This window comes from Cardiobacteriaceae bacterium TAE3-ERU3 (genome assembly GCA_019218315.1).
In the GTDB taxonomy this organism is placed as follows: Bacteria; Pseudomonadota; Gammaproteobacteria; order Cardiobacteriales; family Cardiobacteriaceae; genus JAHUUI01.
On the sequence record JAHUUI010000001.1, the window covers coordinates 574249 to 590224 of the forward strand.

At 46.8% G+C, this 15976-nt stretch carries 11 protein-coding genes; 10 read left to right on the top strand and 1 reads right to left on the bottom strand.

Annotated features, from left to right (window positions below; translation table 11 throughout):
- Window positions 1-3 precede the first annotated feature (3 nt).
- The 9 genes from KRX19_02585 to KRX19_02625 all read left to right on the top strand — a co-directional run bounded on the left by KRX19_02585 (window position 4) and on the right by KRX19_02625 (window position 13618).
- A complete protein-coding gene (locus KRX19_02585) occupies window positions 4-1599 on the top strand; it encodes a glycosyltransferase family 2 protein (protein ID MBV7433901.1) in 1596 nt (531 codons plus the stop codon).
- Between the two features lie 6 nt (window positions 1600-1605).
- Entirely contained in the window at window positions 1606-2898 is a 1293-nt protein-coding gene (locus KRX19_02590; protein MBV7433902.1) for an O-antigen ligase family protein, read from the top strand.
- Between the two features lie 4 nt (window positions 2899-2902).
- Window positions 2903-4636, top strand: coding sequence for a lipid A export permease/ATP-binding protein MsbA (gene msbA / locus KRX19_02595; protein MBV7433903.1), 1734 nt, complete (start codon window positions 2903-2905; stop codon window positions 4634-4636).
- A gap of 17 nt (window positions 4637-4653) precedes the next feature.
- On the top strand, window positions 4654-6501 hold the full coding sequence (locus KRX19_02600; protein MBV7433904.1) for a sodium:proton antiporter: 1848 nt from the start codon (window positions 4654-4656) through the stop codon (window positions 6499-6501).
- Complete coding sequence (locus tag KRX19_02605; GenBank protein MBV7433905.1) at window positions 6498-6950, top strand: low molecular weight phosphotyrosine protein phosphatase; 453 nt, start codon at window positions 6498-6500, stop codon at window positions 6948-6950. Before KRX19_02600 ends, KRX19_02605 begins: the two co-directional genes overlap by 4 nt.
- Window positions 6947-8251: a chromosomal replication initiator protein DnaA gene (gene dnaA / locus KRX19_02610; GenBank protein MBV7433906.1), complete on the top strand. Its 1305-nt coding sequence runs from the start codon at window positions 6947-6949 to the stop codon at window positions 8249-8251. Before KRX19_02605 ends, dnaA begins: the two co-directional genes overlap by 4 nt.
- A gap of 225 nt (window positions 8252-8476) precedes the next feature.
- On the top strand, window positions 8477-9586 hold the full coding sequence (dnaN, locus tag KRX19_02615; protein ID MBV7433907.1) for a DNA polymerase III subunit beta: 1110 nt from the start codon (window positions 8477-8479) through the stop codon (window positions 9584-9586).
- Between the two features lie 47 nt (window positions 9587-9633).
- Window positions 9634-11520, top strand: coding sequence for an MFS transporter (locus KRX19_02620; GenBank protein ID MBV7433908.1), 1887 nt, complete (start codon window positions 9634-9636; stop codon window positions 11518-11520).
- A gap of 88 nt (window positions 11521-11608) precedes the next feature.
- On the top strand, window positions 11609-13618 hold the full coding sequence (locus tag KRX19_02625) for a site-specific recombinase (protein ID MBV7433909.1): 2010 nt from the start codon (window positions 11609-11611) through the stop codon (window positions 13616-13618).
- A gap of 91 nt (window positions 13619-13709) precedes the next feature.
- Here KRX19_02625 and KRX19_02630 read toward each other — a convergent pair whose 3' ends face one another.
- Window positions 13710-14432 carry a competence/damage-inducible protein A gene (locus KRX19_02630; protein MBV7433910.1) on the bottom strand — a complete coding sequence of 241 codons (723 nt, stop codon included), beginning with the start codon at window positions 14430-14432 and terminating at the stop codon, window positions 13710-13712.
- Window positions 14433-14538: 106 nt separating this feature from the next.
- Here KRX19_02630 and rmuC point away from each other — a divergent pair, with 106 nt between their 5' ends.
- Window positions 14539-15945 (top strand): DNA recombination protein RmuC, encoded by a 1407-nt coding sequence (gene rmuC, locus KRX19_02635; GenBank protein MBV7433911.1) that lies wholly within the window; start codon window positions 14539-14541, stop codon window positions 15943-15945.
- Window positions 15946-15976 lie beyond the last annotated feature (31 nt).

The following is a 15976-nucleotide window of genomic DNA, read 5'->3' on the forward strand; positions in this document are numbered from 1 at the left end:
TGCATGAAACTCAGCGTTGTAATGATCGTCAAAAATGAAGCTGACAACCTCAAGCTCAGCCTACCTGCACTCAAAGGACTCGCAGATGAAATCATCATTCTCGACTCCGGCAGTAGTGACGACAGCAAACAAATCGCAGTAGCCCATGGCGCGCAGTGGCATGAAAATAGCGATTGGCAAGGTTTTGGTGTGCAACGCCAGCGCGCACAAGCATTTGCCCAAGGTAAGTGGATTCTCGCGCTCGATGCCGATGAAGTAGTCACAGCTGAACTTGCTGACAGTATTCGCACCATCCTCGCCCAGCCACCCGCTAAGACTGTTTACGGCATCAAACGTCTTGACTACGTCTTTGGCAAACGCATCGACCACCCAAAATGGCGGATCAAAGCACATTGGCGACTGTATCCGGCGAATTTCCACTACAACGACAATCCAGTTCATGAATCCGTCAACCTCGACGGCGCACAAACCGCCGTTCTCGATGGGTATCTAGAGCACCACACCGCACCAGATCCGGCATTTTGGCTACACAAGCGACTTGAATACGCACTGACTTGGGCAAAAGACCGCCACCAACGTGGCAAACACGTATCGCCACCAGGTGTGTGGTTGCGCTCTGTATGGGCATTTTTCAAGCAATATCTCGCTGATGGACGCTTCCTGCAAGGAAAATATGGCTTTATTTACGCGACACTATTTGCGGAATATACCTTCAACAAATACGCGCTGCTCTACGACCTTAACCACCGCGCACAAAGCTACGAAAATGACTTCCAGCCACACAACATCACCGTAGAAAATATGCCCTCACCACAAAAAGCAGCTGATACACGTAAAGCAACGTTAAGTGTGGTGATGATCGTTAAAAATGAACAAAAGCATCTACCTGCATGCCTTGCAAGCCTGGCCGATCTTGCTGACGAAATAATCTTGCTTGATTCCGGCAGTAGCGATGCAACCAAACGCATAGCTGAACATTACGGTGCAAAATGGCACATCAATACTGACTGGCCAGGCTTTGGCCGCCAGCGACAAATAGCGCAACAATACGCCAGTAGCGATTACGTCCTCGCCCTTGATGCCGATGAGCAACCCAACGAAGCGTTAATTGCCGCAATTAAGGATCTACTCGCCAAACCAGTCGTAACCGATAAAGTTTTTGCCCTGCGTCGGCAAAATATCTTCTGCGGCACTGCTGTACACGGTAATGCCTGGTATTACGACCAAATTGTGCGTCTTTACGCTCGTGAGCACTTCAGCTATCACCCATTTGACGTCCACGAATCAGTTGATGAGCAGGGTGCAGAAGTGATCACGCTTAATGGCTACTTGCGCCATTACACTAACGACAACCTCTATCATTTTCTGCTTAAAAATATTCGCTACAGCCAAATCTGGGCGCAAGAAAAATACAGTGCCGGAAAGAAATCGCCCAATCTCGCAAGCGTTCCTTTCCGTACGTGCTTTTCCTTTATTCGTGAATACATCTTACGCGGCGCATTCCTTGGAGGGGCATACGGACTGTTCCTCTCAGCCGCAGCGAGCTTTTACAATCTCAATAAATACATCATCCTCTATCATCTAAAGCAGAGTGACTAAAGCACCATGCACATAAAAACCGCTCATGAACGCCTGTTCCAGCAAGCCAGTAACCTTTGCGTTTTCCTTTTTTTTGCTCTTTCTCTAATCATCAAAAGTGGTTATAGCTATGGCAGCGGACTATTACTGCTTGTGGCCTTATTTGGCTTACCATGGTGGAAAAAACATATCCAACTCAATCGTATACATTACTGGCTTTTGGCATTATTGGCACTTAATGCCATTGTAGGTATTTTGTATGCTTGGAGAATGTCCGCAGACGCTGGCGACTATAATCGTCCTATCCGCTATCTTGCCTGTATGCTGCTTTTGGTTTACCTCAGCGTTTACCCACCACGAAGAAATTGGCTATGGTGGGGTATTGCTGTTGGTGCAATAGGTGCAGGTCTTAGTGCGCTGTATTATACCTACGGTGGTAATCCAGCATTAACATTCCCCCGTGCATCGCGTTATCTTAATGCAATTCAATTTGGTAATGCATCAGCACTACTGGGCGTATTGTGTTTGTGCGGCATAAGCTACGCTCGCCATCAACGCCAATCCTGGTTACTTATTGCATTACCGATTGGTTTTTTCCTCGGTCTGACCGCTTCATTACTCTCACAAAGCCGGGGGGGATGGGTAGCTTTACTTATTGCCGCAATTATTTTTGTCATGCAAAATCGCCAGCATCTTCGTAGGCAACAATGGTATTGGCTAATACTCAGTAGCATATTGGGTATAGCAATACTTGGTATACTCGGTAAAAATACAATCCAATCACGTTTAATTAAAGCAAATAATGAAATTACTGCTTATATTGAACACGGCACAGAAAATACATCTGTAGGTGCTCGCTTATCTATGTGGCGCTTTGCTATCCATGAAGGCATGAACTATCCCTTGTTTGGACCAAGTAAAGATGAGATGGAAGCTGACAAAAAGGCATGGGTAGCCGATGGACGAGGTCATGCCATTGAATATTATGGTCATTTTCATAATGAATATTTAGATCTTTTTGCAAAGCAAGGTTTACTTGGTCTAGGTGCTTTTCTTGCCCTGCTGCTTATGCCACTGACCCTTTTTCATCGCTATTTAAATGGAAAAGTTTCCTTGGCAGATAGGGCTGATGATGCTATTGCAAAAGCAGGTTACTATCTCATTATTCTGCACATGGGCTTTGGTTTAACCCAAGTTTCTATTCATGCACATAATAGTGGTTTTATGCTTTTTGTTATTCCTCTGTGCATTTTCTTATCTTGCCTAATGCCAGTAAATAGCGCTAACAACAAATATCTTTCATATAAAAATCACCCTTAAATTTATGTTAAATACAGAAGACCGCGTACGTTATATAAGGCTTCTCCGCTACGTCAAGCCACACTGGAAAATAGCAGTTCTTACTGTTTTGGCTACCATTGTTTATGGATTGACAGAACCGCTTGTGCCATTTGTATTGAAGCCACTGATTGATGGTGGCTTTGCCGAGCGCGATATGACGACCGTCTATGCCATGGTTGCGCTACTGATTGGAGGGTTTTTAATCCGTGGTGTTGCCAACTTTACCAGTGCCTATGCATCAACTTGGCTTGCTCAGCGCGTCGTCTATACTTTGCGCAAACAGATGTTTGCACACCTACTGCGCTTGCCTATGGCTTATCATAATCGTCATAGCAATGGCGAAATCGTTTCACGTTTTACATATGACGTTTTACAGCTGATGAGCGCATCGACAGATGCAGTGATGATTTTGGTGCGCGAAATCATCACTATCATTGCCTTGCTCAGCTATCTTTTCTACCTCAATTGGAAAATGACGCTGATGATATTGAGTATTTCGCCTTTACTCGCCTTTATCATTACCTTCATTTCACGCCGCCTGCGCAATCTCGCGCGGGCCATGCAGGAAGACATGAGCGGCATGAATCACGTTGTTGATGAAAGTCTGCGCGGTCGGGAGATTGTGCGTATTTATCACGGTGAAAAATTTGAAAAATCTCGCTTCGACAAGCAAGCTTACTCCGTCCTTAAGCATGCCTTGCTGTCAAAGAAAAACCTTGAAATTGCCTCTCCGATCATTGAAATGATCATCATTGGCTCTCTTGCTGTTGTGATCATCATCGCAGCCAATCTTGCACAAACTCAGCCTGAACAAATGACCGCTGGGACATTTGTCGCCTTCCTCGGTACCATGGCACTGCTATTTCCACCAATTAAGCGTCTTGGCAAAGTCGTTGAACCCATCCAAAAAGGCATGGCAGCCACGCAAAGCATTTTTGATTTTCTCGATACCCCAACAGAACCACAGAAAGCTTTACCACACAAGCAAATCAAGCACGGTAGCCTGACGTTTGAAAACGTCTCATTCAGCTACGGCGAACATCAGGTGCTAAATGATTTCTCACTACATATAGACGCTGGCGAAACCGTCGCACTGGTCGGCGAATCCGGCAGTGGTAAATCAACTATTGCCGCATTGATTGCCGGTTTTTATCAGCCAGACAATGGCCGCATTCTATTTGATGGTATAGATACTGCAGAAATGACCATGCAAGATCGCCGCCGCGCCTTGGCCTTGGTCACTCAGCAAACAGTGGTTTTTTCATCCGGTATTATCGATAACATTGCCTATGGCGATCCTGAGCCTGACCGTGAGCGCGTCATTGCCGCAGCAAAAAGAGCTAATGCTGATGGTTTCATTCAGCGCCTGCCGGAAAAATACGATAGTCATCTCGGCGAGCAGGGCGGTCGTCTGTCCGGTGGACAAAAACAGCGCATAGCGATCGCACGTGCATTGTATAAAAATGCACCAATACTGATACTCGACGAAGCCACTTCCGCACTCGATAATGAATCCGAACACAAAGTTCAGACTGCCATCGACGAGCTACGCCATGGCCGCACTGCAATCGTCATTGCCCACCGCCTCTCAACTGTACGCCATGCAGACCGCATCATTGTGCTCAATCAAGGGCGTATTGTAGAGTCTGGGTCACACGATGAATTGCTGGGTGAAAACGGTGTTTATGCTAAACTGCTCGCCCAAAATATTCACTAATTCCTGAGTTTCACAATATGACAGAACACCTTGGCTTGATGATATCAAGCCTGCTTGCATTGGGTATTGGTGCCCAGTGGCTCGGCTGGTTCAGCAAAAAACCGGCTATTATTTACCTGCTTGCAATCGGCATTCTGCTGGGTCCAACCTTACATTGGTTCAATCCCGACGAAGTGCTCGGCGATTTGCTGTTTCCGTTTGTCTCGCTCGGCGTTGCTATCATCCTGTTTGAAGGTGCATTGACCCTGAAATTTCAGGAAATCAAAAGCCACGGACGGGTAGTCACCAACCTCGTCACCATCGGCGTTCTTATTACCATCGCTGTAGCAATGACCGCTGCATGGTTGTTTATGGATATGAGTATTGAGCTGGCGCTACTGTTTGGTGCGCTGGTTTCAGTTACCGGCCCCACCGTTATTGTGCCGCTGTTGCGTAGTGTGCGCCCGAATAAAACCATCAGCAATATTCTGCGCTGGGAAGGCGTAGTCATTGACCCAATCGGCGCATTGCTTGTCGTACTCGTCTATGAATATATCATTGCCGGGCATTCTCCGCTGATTTTTGCCAAAACCATCATTGAAGGTTTTTCTTTAGGCACTATTTCCGCATTGTTCCTCGCGACGCTACTCAAGCGCCACTGGATACCGGAATACCTGCACAATGTCTTTACCCTTGCGCTGGTGCTGATCGTCTTTTCTGTATCCAACTACTTTATCGAAGAATCTGGTCTGCTGTCTGTCACGGTAATGGGTATGGTACTCGCCAATATTCGCAACCTACAGACCGATGACATCCTTGATTTCAAAGAAAGTTTGTCACTGATCATCATTTCGATGCTATTTATCGTACTTTCAGCACGCATCAGTTTCGATGGCTTTGCCCGCATGGGTTTCCAAGGCATTCTCGTCCTACTCGCCATCATGTTTATTGCACGCCCATTATCGGTATGGGTTTCAGCACTCGGCTCCAAGCTCACTCGCAACGAAAAGCTGCTGATCAGCTGGATTGCTCCACGCGGTATCGTCGCAGCTGCAGTCTCTTCATTATTTGTACTTAAGCTTGAAGATTCGGCTGGCAGTGATGTACTTGTACCACTGGTCTTTACCATAATCATTGGCACAGTCATCATCCAAAGCCTAACCGCCAAACCTCTTGCCAATTTCCTCGGCGTCGCTGATCCTAATCCGAATGGCGTATTGATCTCCGGTATTAATCCATTCACGATCAAACTCGGCAAAGCCATCAAAGAAAACGGCTTTGACGTCATCCTTGCAAGCACCAGCTATGACCGCACTGCTAAAGCACGAATGGAAGGGCTCAACGTCTATTACGGCAACCTCGTATCCGAACATGCAGACCGCCATCTGAGCCTGGTCGGTATCGGCCATTTGATCGCATTGCACCCGCGCAACGAGCAAAATATGCTTACCATTTTGCGCTACAAATCAGAATTTGGTAGCCGCAATGTGTATCGCATTAAAACCAATGACCGTGTCAACAGTAGCGAACGCGAAAAAGACTACTCAGAATGGCACAGTGGTTGGCTGTTTGATGACGGTATGACCTACAACAAACTGATGGCCAGCGACAGCGATAAAGCGCAAATTCGCACCACCAACATCAGCGATAACTACACCTTTGAACAGTACCAACAGGACAATCCGGACAGCATTCCTCTATTTGCCTTAAACAGCGCAAATAAATTGTTCATGTTTTCTTCCAAAGCAAACTTTACACCTGTAAAAGGCTGGAAAATCGTCGCCTTACAGCCGTATTCTGAAGAAAAACATGCTGAAAAAATGACTAAGCGCCAACAAGAGCGCAATAATGAGAAAACCGATGAAAACAGCGGAGAATTACCATGAATATCCTGATGGTATGTATGGGCAATATCTGCCGTTCGCCGATGGCGGAAGGCATTGCTCGCCATATTGCAGCCCAAAGCGGGCGTGATGATCTAAATTTTGATTCAGCCGGGACACACGCCTATCATATCGGTGAAGCACCCGACGAACGTGCCCAAGCCGAAATGAAGCGTCACGGGCTTGATATCAGTGATCTACGCGCACGGGCTTTTCGTCAGGAAGATTTCCATGAATTTGATGTCATCATGGTTGCAGACGAGCACAATGCTGAAAATGTCCGCGCTATGGCTGGCGACAACGAACAACGTAGTAAAATCATCAAAATGCTCGATAGTGGCTGCGGTAGTGACGAAAACGTCGCAGATCCATATTACGGCGGGGAAGAAGGCTTTGCCCGCGTCTATCAGCAACTCCATTCAGCCCTGACAACCTACCTTGATCGCTCATGAACCAAAACGGCCAATCCATCTGGGAAAATGTCATCGACAACCTTTCCTCCATCCTCGATCAGGAAGCGTTGACCATGCTCGGCGCGCTCGAATTGCAAGAACAGAACGGACGCTGGTTCCTGATTGCAGCCAATAAATTTATCCTTGAACCCGTTGAACGCGACTATCTCGGGCCAATCAAGCTCGCACTGAAAAAGCATGGCATCAACGACGTCAAGCTGAAAATAGAAGAGCCAGACTTATTCACTCACCGAAAAAAGAAAAGCCAGAAAAAGCCTTTTGAAAGTAATCTCAATGCAGACTACCAATTCCATAATTTCGTTCCTGGCCCCTCTAACGATCAGGCTTATGCCGCAGCACAACACGTCGGCGAAGGCTTTCTCGACTATAACCCGCTGCTGATCTACGGTGGCACCGGCCTCGGCAAATCACACCTAATGCACGCTGCAGGTAATGCCCTGCGCGCGCGCGGCAATACTCGGGTGATGTATCTCACCGCTGAAACCTTTGTCAACGACTACATCCGCACCATTAACGATAAAAATAAAACCATGCGCGATTTTGCCGAGCAATACCGCAGTGTTGATGCGCTATTGATCGACGACATCCAGTTCCTCGGCGGTAAAGACCGTTCACAAGCAGAATTTTTCCATACCTTTAACAGCTTATTTGATAACAAGCGGCAAATTATCCTCACTTGCGACCGCTATCCAAAAGAAATTGAAGGGCTCGAAGATCGCCTCAAATCGCGCTTTGGCTCCGGATTAAACGTCTCAGTGATTCCACCAGAGCTTGAAACTCGCGTCGCTATCTTGCAATCAAAAGCCAGCCGACTTGATTTTAAGCTACCTGACGACGTCGCCTTTTTCATCGCCAATAAAGTCATATCAAACGTTCGTGAACTCGAAGGTGCATTGCGTAAAGTCTATGCATTTTGCCAGTTCAAGCAATTACCGGCATCCGTCGAGCTTGCGCAAAATGCCCTCAGCGACCTGATCAACGCACAAAACAAACAAGTCACGCTTGATAACATACAAAAAGTTGTCGCTCAGTTCTATCACGTCAGCGTTGCTGATCTGCACTCAAAAAGCCGTAAAGCATCGATCACCCGCCCACGACAAATTGCCATGTCTTTGGCTAAAGAACTCACTCGCCATTCTTACCCGGAAATTGGCCATGCCTTTGGCGGGCGCGACCATACAACAGTGATTCACGCGTGTCGTAAGATTGAATCACTGCGTAAGGAAGATCGTGATTTTCTTGAAGAATACAAAGGGTTACGGATGGCTCTAACTGGATAATCAGCTGAGCGTTGCATGCATGTATAAGCGGTTGAAACCTCCTGTATATCCTGTGAATAACCCATGAATAACTTAAAGCCATTATTTATCCACATTAACCCCACAGCTTTTGAACAGACCTATCAAAGTTTGTTTTAACCATTTCAGTTGACCTATCATGTGCTTGCAGAGTTTTACACTTAGTCACAGCCCTGATGACGACGAAGTATAGATAAAGAGGTATATATGAAATTCAGTCTTGTGAAAGAATCACTACTAGACACCCTGACCGACATCAACGCTATCGTTGATCGAAAAACAACATCGCCAATCATCAGCCATGCTCATATTACGGCTAAAAACGGACAACTATTACTCAGAGGCACTGATACTGAAGTAACCCTTGCCGCCAGTGTTCCAGCAAGTATCGAAGAAGAAGGTGAAATTACCGTACCAGCTGGTAAATTTCTCGATGTCGTCAAGCACATGCCAAGCGGCATGTTCGTTAATTGCCATCTCGATGGTGAGCAATTCTGCATTCAATCCGGCAATAGCCGCTTCAAGTTGACCACTTTGCCTGCAGAAGATTTCCCAGTGCTCGAAGAAATTGACGCCAACGATGCAATTCAGATCAACAGCGTCCGTTTGAATCAAACCATGCAAAAGGTCAAATTCTCGATGGCTGTGCAAGATGTACGCTATTTCCTCAATGGCATGTACTTGCGTACCCTTGGTGAAGGCAATGGCCTGCACGCTGTCTCTACAGATGGCCACAGGCTCTCTTGTGCGCTTACTCAGATGGATAACGTCAGCGAGGAAAGCCGAGGTATCATTCTGCCGAAAAAAGCCGTTAACGAGCTAATCAAGCTTACTGGGCGCTTTGATCAATCACTCACGCTGCACTTGAGTGACCGCCACCTCAATTTGCAACTCGCTAACTACAATTTCACCACCAACCTCATTGATGGCCAATTTCCTAACTACGAGCAAGTCATTCCTGATTATCAGCAACATCCTGTCATCATTGCTCGCCAAGCATTTCTTGAGGCACTACAACGTGCAAAAGTATTGCTTATTGACCGCCACGACGGTATCCGCCTGACATTTGACAGCCACCAGCTTTCACTTGCAGCACGTAATCAGGACAATGAAACCGCTAACGAAACACTTGAAATCATCAATAGCCGTGATGATGTGATTGAAGCAGGATTTAACATCAATTACCTGATTGATGCCGTCAGTAATCTTGAAGGTGAAAATATCCAAATGCACTTTGAAGATGGCGAAAGCCCTTGCTTGGTGACCAGCAAGGAAGACAACAACATCCGCTACGTCATCATGCCAATGCGCTTGTAAACAAACCATTGCTTCACAAGTAAGTAAACTACCAGCAGGAATTTACCATGTTGTTATTTAAACGCCGTTTTTTACCGTTTTTCATTACTCAATTTCTCGGCGCATTTAACGACAACTTATTCAAAAATGCCTTGCTGGTTTACCTTACTTTTACACTTGCTGATAGCCAAACCCTCAGTCTTTATACCAATTTATCAGCAGCCTTGTTCATTGCACCGATGTTCCTGTTTTCTGCATGGTCAGGGCTGCTTGCTGATCGCTTTGAAAAGCACGGTCTGATCGTCAAAATCAAGTTGTTTGAAGTCATTATTATGGTGCTCGGTGTGGCGTCATTCATGACGGGGCAAGTATGGCTGATGTTGATCGTACTGTGCTTACTTGGCTTGCAATCAACTTTTTTTGGCCCAGTGAAATACGGCATCTTGCCAGAGCGGTTACACGAAAATGAATTGATGCTTGGTAACGGGCTTGTTGAAGCGGGTACATTTCTGGCCATACTGATTGGCACATTGCTTGGCGCTTACTTAGTTGGCTTGCAAACCATGCAATGGATTTTGCTTGGAACCATGATGGCTGCTGCAGTGATTGGCTTGATCAGCGCCTGGTTTATTCCCCGTGATGAGCATCAAAGCAGTCATACAACGCTGCCGCCGTTTAAGCCGTGGCAACAAACCGTCGATTTGCTTCGCTATACCGCAAAAAATAAAATTATTTTCCAATGTATTTTATCTATTTCGTGGTTTTGGCTACTTGGTGGCGCATTATTGACCCAAATTCCACAGTTCAGCCGTGATGTACTCGGTGGTGATAGTACTGTAGTTACTTATTTGCTGGTTCTGTTTTCGGCCGGAGTTGGGCTGGGCTCACTTGCTGCGCATTGGTTGTCGCGTGGGCGTATCGAACCTGGGCTCGTTCCTTTTGGTGGTTTTTTGCTCGCTATTGGCCTGATTGGAATCATCACTGTTGACCAGCAGCCTCATAGTGATTTGATCAACTTTGCAGCATTTTTTGATCAAGGCCCATTCTGGCACACTACCTTTGCCTTCTTTGGTCTTGCCTTTGCTGGCGGTATTTACGTTGTACCGCTTTATGCGCTGATTCAGTCTCGTGCAGAAAAAGGGCATAAATCGCAAGTTATTGCTGCAAACAACATTATCAATTCACTGTTTCTCGTCATTGTCAGTTTACTCGCTTTGACTTTGCTCAGTTTCTTCGGCTGGACATTCAAAATGTTCTTTATTTTGCTGTTGATTCTGCACGTCATCATCAGCTTTTACATCTTTATCACGGTTCCGGAATTTGTGTTCCGAGTCATCATTATTGCGATTACCGGCCTCAATTACCGTATGCGCGTTACTGGTCGTGAGCATATTCCCGAACAAGGCGCGGCATTTATCATTTGCAACCACGTCAGCTATATGGATCCACTAATGATCACAGCTATCTGTCGTCGCCCGATTCGCTTCGTGATGTATCACAAAATCTACAATGTTAAAGCGCTGAACTGGTTTTTCCGCATGGCTGGCGCTATTCCTATTGCACCACGCCACGAATGTAATGAGACCTATGAGCGCGCCATGCAAGCGGTCAATGAAGCGCTGAAAAATGGTGAGCTGGTTGGAATTTTCCCCGAAGGAAAAATTACCTTGGATGGCACTTTGCAGACTTTCCGCGAAGGCATTGTGCGGATGCTTGAACAAAATCCTGTCCCAATTGTGCCAATGGCACTCGGTAACATGTGGGGCAGCTTTTTCAGCCATAAAAATGGTATTTGCAAAGGTAAGCCTGGGCGCTGGTTATCGATTATTCCACTGACGATTGGCAAGCCACTACCGGCTGAAACCAGTGCCGCACAGATGCAAGAAACCATTGCAGGTATGCTCAAGGAACAATTGGAAGAATATCCGAGTCTGAAAAAACCAGTAAAAGAATGATTTCTTGTTGATATGACAGAAAATTATCCTTACTCGTAGAGGTGTTTGTTTTAGAATAGCGCGCTTTTTTAATGGACCGGAGTATCATGTGATTCCCCAATTCAGCTCTGCCGAACGCAAAGCCATCGCCAATTATAATGCTGATGAATTACTGCTTGCTCTGGTTAAGGCAGAGGATTTTGTGCATGGGCTGGCGATGCTGGTACAGTGGTTTCGCGCCGGGGAAGGGGGATCAGCCTCGCAGCATATGAGCGATTTGATTGAGGCTTTGGAGTGTCGTCCTAATGTCAGCACCGTTTTTGCCGGTTATTTTCATCAATGGCTCAATGACCAGCATTTATTTTACAGCTTTGCGCACGTCGGCATGTTTGCTCGCGATGGCTTTATCAATCAAAGTGCACGCTTGCTTTATGACCGTCTTAATCCACCGCCGCGTTCGAGTAAATACTTGCATGATGTGCTCGCTGGCGTGTTTGATTTGCGCAAGGATAAATCATGGTTGCGTGCTGTACGTCCAACCCAGTGGCTTAAACTCTACAGCTTATTGACTCCAGACCCTGACAAGCGTCAGCAAAGTTTGGTGATTATTGATGAAGAAATCCGCTACAGCGTGGAAATGCTTGCTATTTGGCTTGCCAGTGAGGATGTTGACCCTGATTTGGTTCGCCTCGACAGTCGCCTGCTTGATATTGATTCACCTTTTGTTGGTTTGCAGCGCGCCATTCAGCACTATTTGACCCATAGTGAAGACGATGGCGATATTGATGTCATGATCAGTCAGTGCGATGCGCAGATAAAGCGATTGCGTCGCCGTGCCTTGAGTAGTGGCAGCTCATTGGCAACCACCCATTTACTCGTACGCCTTGAAAAAATTCTCCTGCGTATCAGTGCATTATTGGCCTTATTGCGCAGCCGCGACAGTGAGCAATACGGGCGAAATATGCTCGCTTTGCTCAACCAAATGATCGAGCAAGGCGCTTTGCAAAGCAGCCTTAGTGGGGTGTTTAAGCGCAGCGTCAATACCTTGAGCCAAAGCATTGCTCAGCACAAAAGTGAGCACGGTGAGCACTACGTCACAACCGGCGTAGGTGATTATTTTAAAATGTATTTCGCAGCCGCAGGTGCAGGTATCTTTATTGCCATCATGGCGTTGATTAAAATCAAATTGGCCGGCCTTGATCTGTCATCATTCGGTTATGCTGTACTCTCAAGCCTTAACTACGGCATCGGATTTGTAATCGTACATATGTTCGGATGTACGATTGCCACCAAACAGTCTGCGATGACCGCTGCTTATATGGCACAAACCATTCAAACTCATGGTCAAGGGCGTGGCATAGCTCGGCGTATTGCACGTCTGTTGCTCGATGTGAACCGCTCTCAAACCATTGCCGTGATCGGTAACGTCAGTATCGCAATGGGCTTGGCATGGCTGATTTCATATGGCTTTAGCTATTGGCAAGGTGGATTTTTGATTGAACCATCTAAGGCAAGTTATGAACTCAATAACATCCATCCGATCAGTGGTCTTTCCTTGTGGTATGCCGCTATTGCTGCACTGTGGCTGTTCTGCTCTGGCCTGATTGCCGGGTATTACGACAACCGCGCGGAATATCTGCGCCTGCGTGATCGCCTTTATCAGCACCCATGGCTGCGGCGCAGGCTCTCTGACCGCAAGCGTAGAGCCTTTGCTGATTACGTACACGACCACTATGGCGCATTGCACGGGAATTTCTATTTTGGGGTTCTACTTGGCATGACGCCGTTTGTCGGTGAGCTGCTGCATTTACCGCTCGATATTCGCCACGTTGCATTTTCTGCAGCAAATCTTGGTTATGCTGCAAGCAGTATCTCAATGACGTGGCCGGTATTTTGGCAATACCTGCTGTTTGTCCTGATGATTGGAATGGTGAATTTATGGGTGAGCTTTACCCTGGCCATTCGCGTTGCACTCAGAGCGCACGATGCCAAATTCCCCAAACCTATGCGCTTTTTGCAAGCCTTATGGCGTGAGTTTGCCAGTAATCCGTTGCGCTTTTTGTTGCCAATTGGCCTAAAAAAAAGTGAACGCATTCACCACAAAGAGCAAGATCAATAATAGAACGCTGAACACACAATGGGTTTACATAACAATATGATATTTATTGATTTTATATTATAGTTGTTACGCTACCTGTTGTGTAGAAATATCAGAAATACTTAAAGCCGTATTGTTCTAACCATTTTTTACTGACAGTTATTGCTTCGTCACAGCGCGCTTCATTGCCCTCAAAACCCAGCTCTAACTCATGGTGCATTTGCGGTAAACACGATACCGACACGTCAGGAAAATCGCCTTCGAGCTTTTCCAGTAATGCAATTGCCTGGCTTTCAGCAAGAAATGCCTGAATACTGCGGTATATCAATGGTTGTTTCATCGTTGCGCCGTACTCATCAAGTACCCATTCAATCATTGGCTTAGCCATTTGCGGGAAACCGGGTACGCAGTAAATTTGTCCGATAGAAAAGCCCGGTACGTTATTAACTGGATTGGGAATCAGCGTTGCACCTTCAGGAAACAGCACCAAATTACGGCGCATATCGTTAAAATCTTTGCCGAATTTTTCCTCGAGCAAGAGTGTCCCTTGCGGATGATAAGCAAGCGGTACGCCCATTGCTTCAGCAACAGTTGCACGGGTTTTATCGTCCGGCGTTGCGCCGATACCGCCAAAGCTGAGTACCGTTTGGTTGGTAGCAATGGCTTGCTGGAATGCTGTAAGCAGCGTATCTGCGTCGTCACGCAAAAAATGCACGCCATTAATGCGAATACTGCGTGCCTGACATGCGGCCAACGTATTGGCAAAATGCACGTCTTGTCGTCGTCCAGCCAAAATCTCATTGCCAATAATGAATAATGTGACGCCCTGAGTCATTGGTTTTCCTTGTAAGAATACTGCTGGAAACTATAGCAAACTCTGATCCTGAATTTATGCCTTAGTTCTGTACAATAGCTTGATCATTGCCAACATCATGGAATTCATGAACGCATTATTCGAATGGATTACTTTACCGTGGCCACCATTACTGAAGTGGGCGGCGTTGTTCGCTTTTCCGTTAGCACTGCTGGGTATCTTTGAGCTATTTGCCAATATCGGGCTGCGTCGGCGCCTGAATGAAGCTGAAACCCTGCATAAACAGCACAATAAGGAATTCGAACAAGCGCGGCTGATGGTTGCACGAGTAGAAGAGCGTGATAAAGGTTGGCAACGCCTGTACAATCGCCAACAGGAAGAGTACCGCCAGTTACTTGAAGAACACCACAACTTACAAGCCACGCACCAGCATGTGCAAACCCTGCTAGCCACAACGCGTGAAGCCGCTGAGCTGAACCGTCAGCATCTTGAAGAAAAGCTGCTGCTGTTGGAAGAAAATAAGCGTCAATTGCTCGAGGAATTCAGCCAGCTGTCTGAACGTATCTTTACCAGCAAAGCTGAGCAGAATCGCCGTGGTCTGGGTGAAGTGCTTTCACCATTTAAAGAGCAATTGCACCATTTGCAGCATAAAGTAGAGCAGCTGCACATTGCTGACAGCAAGGACAGAGCAGGGCTGAAAGCGCAGATCGGTGAACTGCACAAGCTCAATCGTGAAATGACCAACGAAGCGCATGCGTTGGCCACCGCTTTGCGTGGTGAGCACAAGACGCAAGGTAATTGGGGTGAGCTGATCCTTGAGCGCGTACTTGAGCGCAGCGGATTGCGCGCCGGTGAAGAATATCAGCGCGAAGCCGTGTACAGTGATGGCAATCAGCGCTTGCGGCCTGATGTGGTCGTTAACTTGCCCGAAGGCCGCCACTTGATTATCGACAGCAAAGTCTCGCTTAATGCCTACAGTGATTATGTCAATGCCAATAATGACGCCGCGCGCGAGCGCGCACTCAAAGCACACATCGCTGCGCTTCGCCAGCATATAACAACCCTTGGCAACAAAGCTTACCAGCAGCTTGATGGCCTACATTCACCTGATTTTGTACTGATGTTCGTGCCTGTTGAACCTGCTTTTATGGCGGCCTTTGCTGCGGATGAACGCTTGTTTGACGATGCCTTTGCCAAAAAAATTGCCGTCGTCACCCCGACCACATTACTCGCCACTTTACGCACCGTTGCCAGCATTTGGGCACTGGAACGGCGTAATAAGAGCACTGAACAGTTAGCCGATGAAGCGGGCAAAGTCTATGACAAACTCGCTTTGCTGATCGAGCGTATGGAAAAACTCGGCAAGCAGCTCGACAGCGCCAAGAATACCTATGAAGAAACATGGCACGGCCTGACCAGCGGTAACGGCAATCTCGTCAGTACAGTCGAGCGTTTTCGCGACGTTGGTATCCGCAGTAAAAAAGTCATTCCCAAAGCGATCAGCGATCAGGCACGCTCATCGGATTTCGAATAAATATCAGAGTGGCAATTGCAATCCTTTAGCA

What these genes read in the sequence shown, in the direction of transcription:
- KRX19_02585 (MBV7433901.1), top strand. Translation starts at nt 4, where the DNA reads ATGAAACTCAGCGTTGTAATGATCGTCAAAAATGAAGCTGACAACCTC.
- KRX19_02630 (MBV7433910.1), bottom strand. Translation starts at nt 14,432, where the DNA reads ATGACTCAGGGCGTCACATTATTCATTATTGGCAATGAGATTTTGGCT.
- KRX19_02600 (MBV7433904.1), top strand. Translation starts at nt 4,654, where the DNA reads ATGACAGAACACCTTGGCTTGATGATATCAAGCCTGCTTGCATTGGGT.
- rmuC (MBV7433911.1), top strand. Translation starts at nt 14,539, where the DNA reads ATGAACGCATTATTCGAATGGATTACTTTACCGTGGCCACCATTACTG.
- KRX19_02590 (MBV7433902.1), top strand. Translation starts at nt 1,606, where the DNA reads ATGCACATAAAAACCGCTCATGAACGCCTGTTCCAGCAAGCCAGTAAC.
- KRX19_02620 (MBV7433908.1), top strand. Translation starts at nt 9,634, where the DNA reads ATGTTGTTATTTAAACGCCGTTTTTTACCGTTTTTCATTACTCAATTT.
- dnaA (MBV7433906.1), top strand. Translation starts at nt 6,947, where the DNA reads ATGAACCAAAACGGCCAATCCATCTGGGAAAATGTCATCGACAACCTT.
- msbA (MBV7433903.1), top strand. Translation starts at nt 2,903, where the DNA reads ATGTTAAATACAGAAGACCGCGTACGTTATATAAGGCTTCTCCGCTAC.
- KRX19_02605 (MBV7433905.1), top strand. Translation starts at nt 6,498, where the DNA reads ATGAATATCCTGATGGTATGTATGGGCAATATCTGCCGTTCGCCGATG.
- dnaN (MBV7433907.1), top strand. Translation starts at nt 8,477, where the DNA reads ATGAAATTCAGTCTTGTGAAAGAATCACTACTAGACACCCTGACCGAC.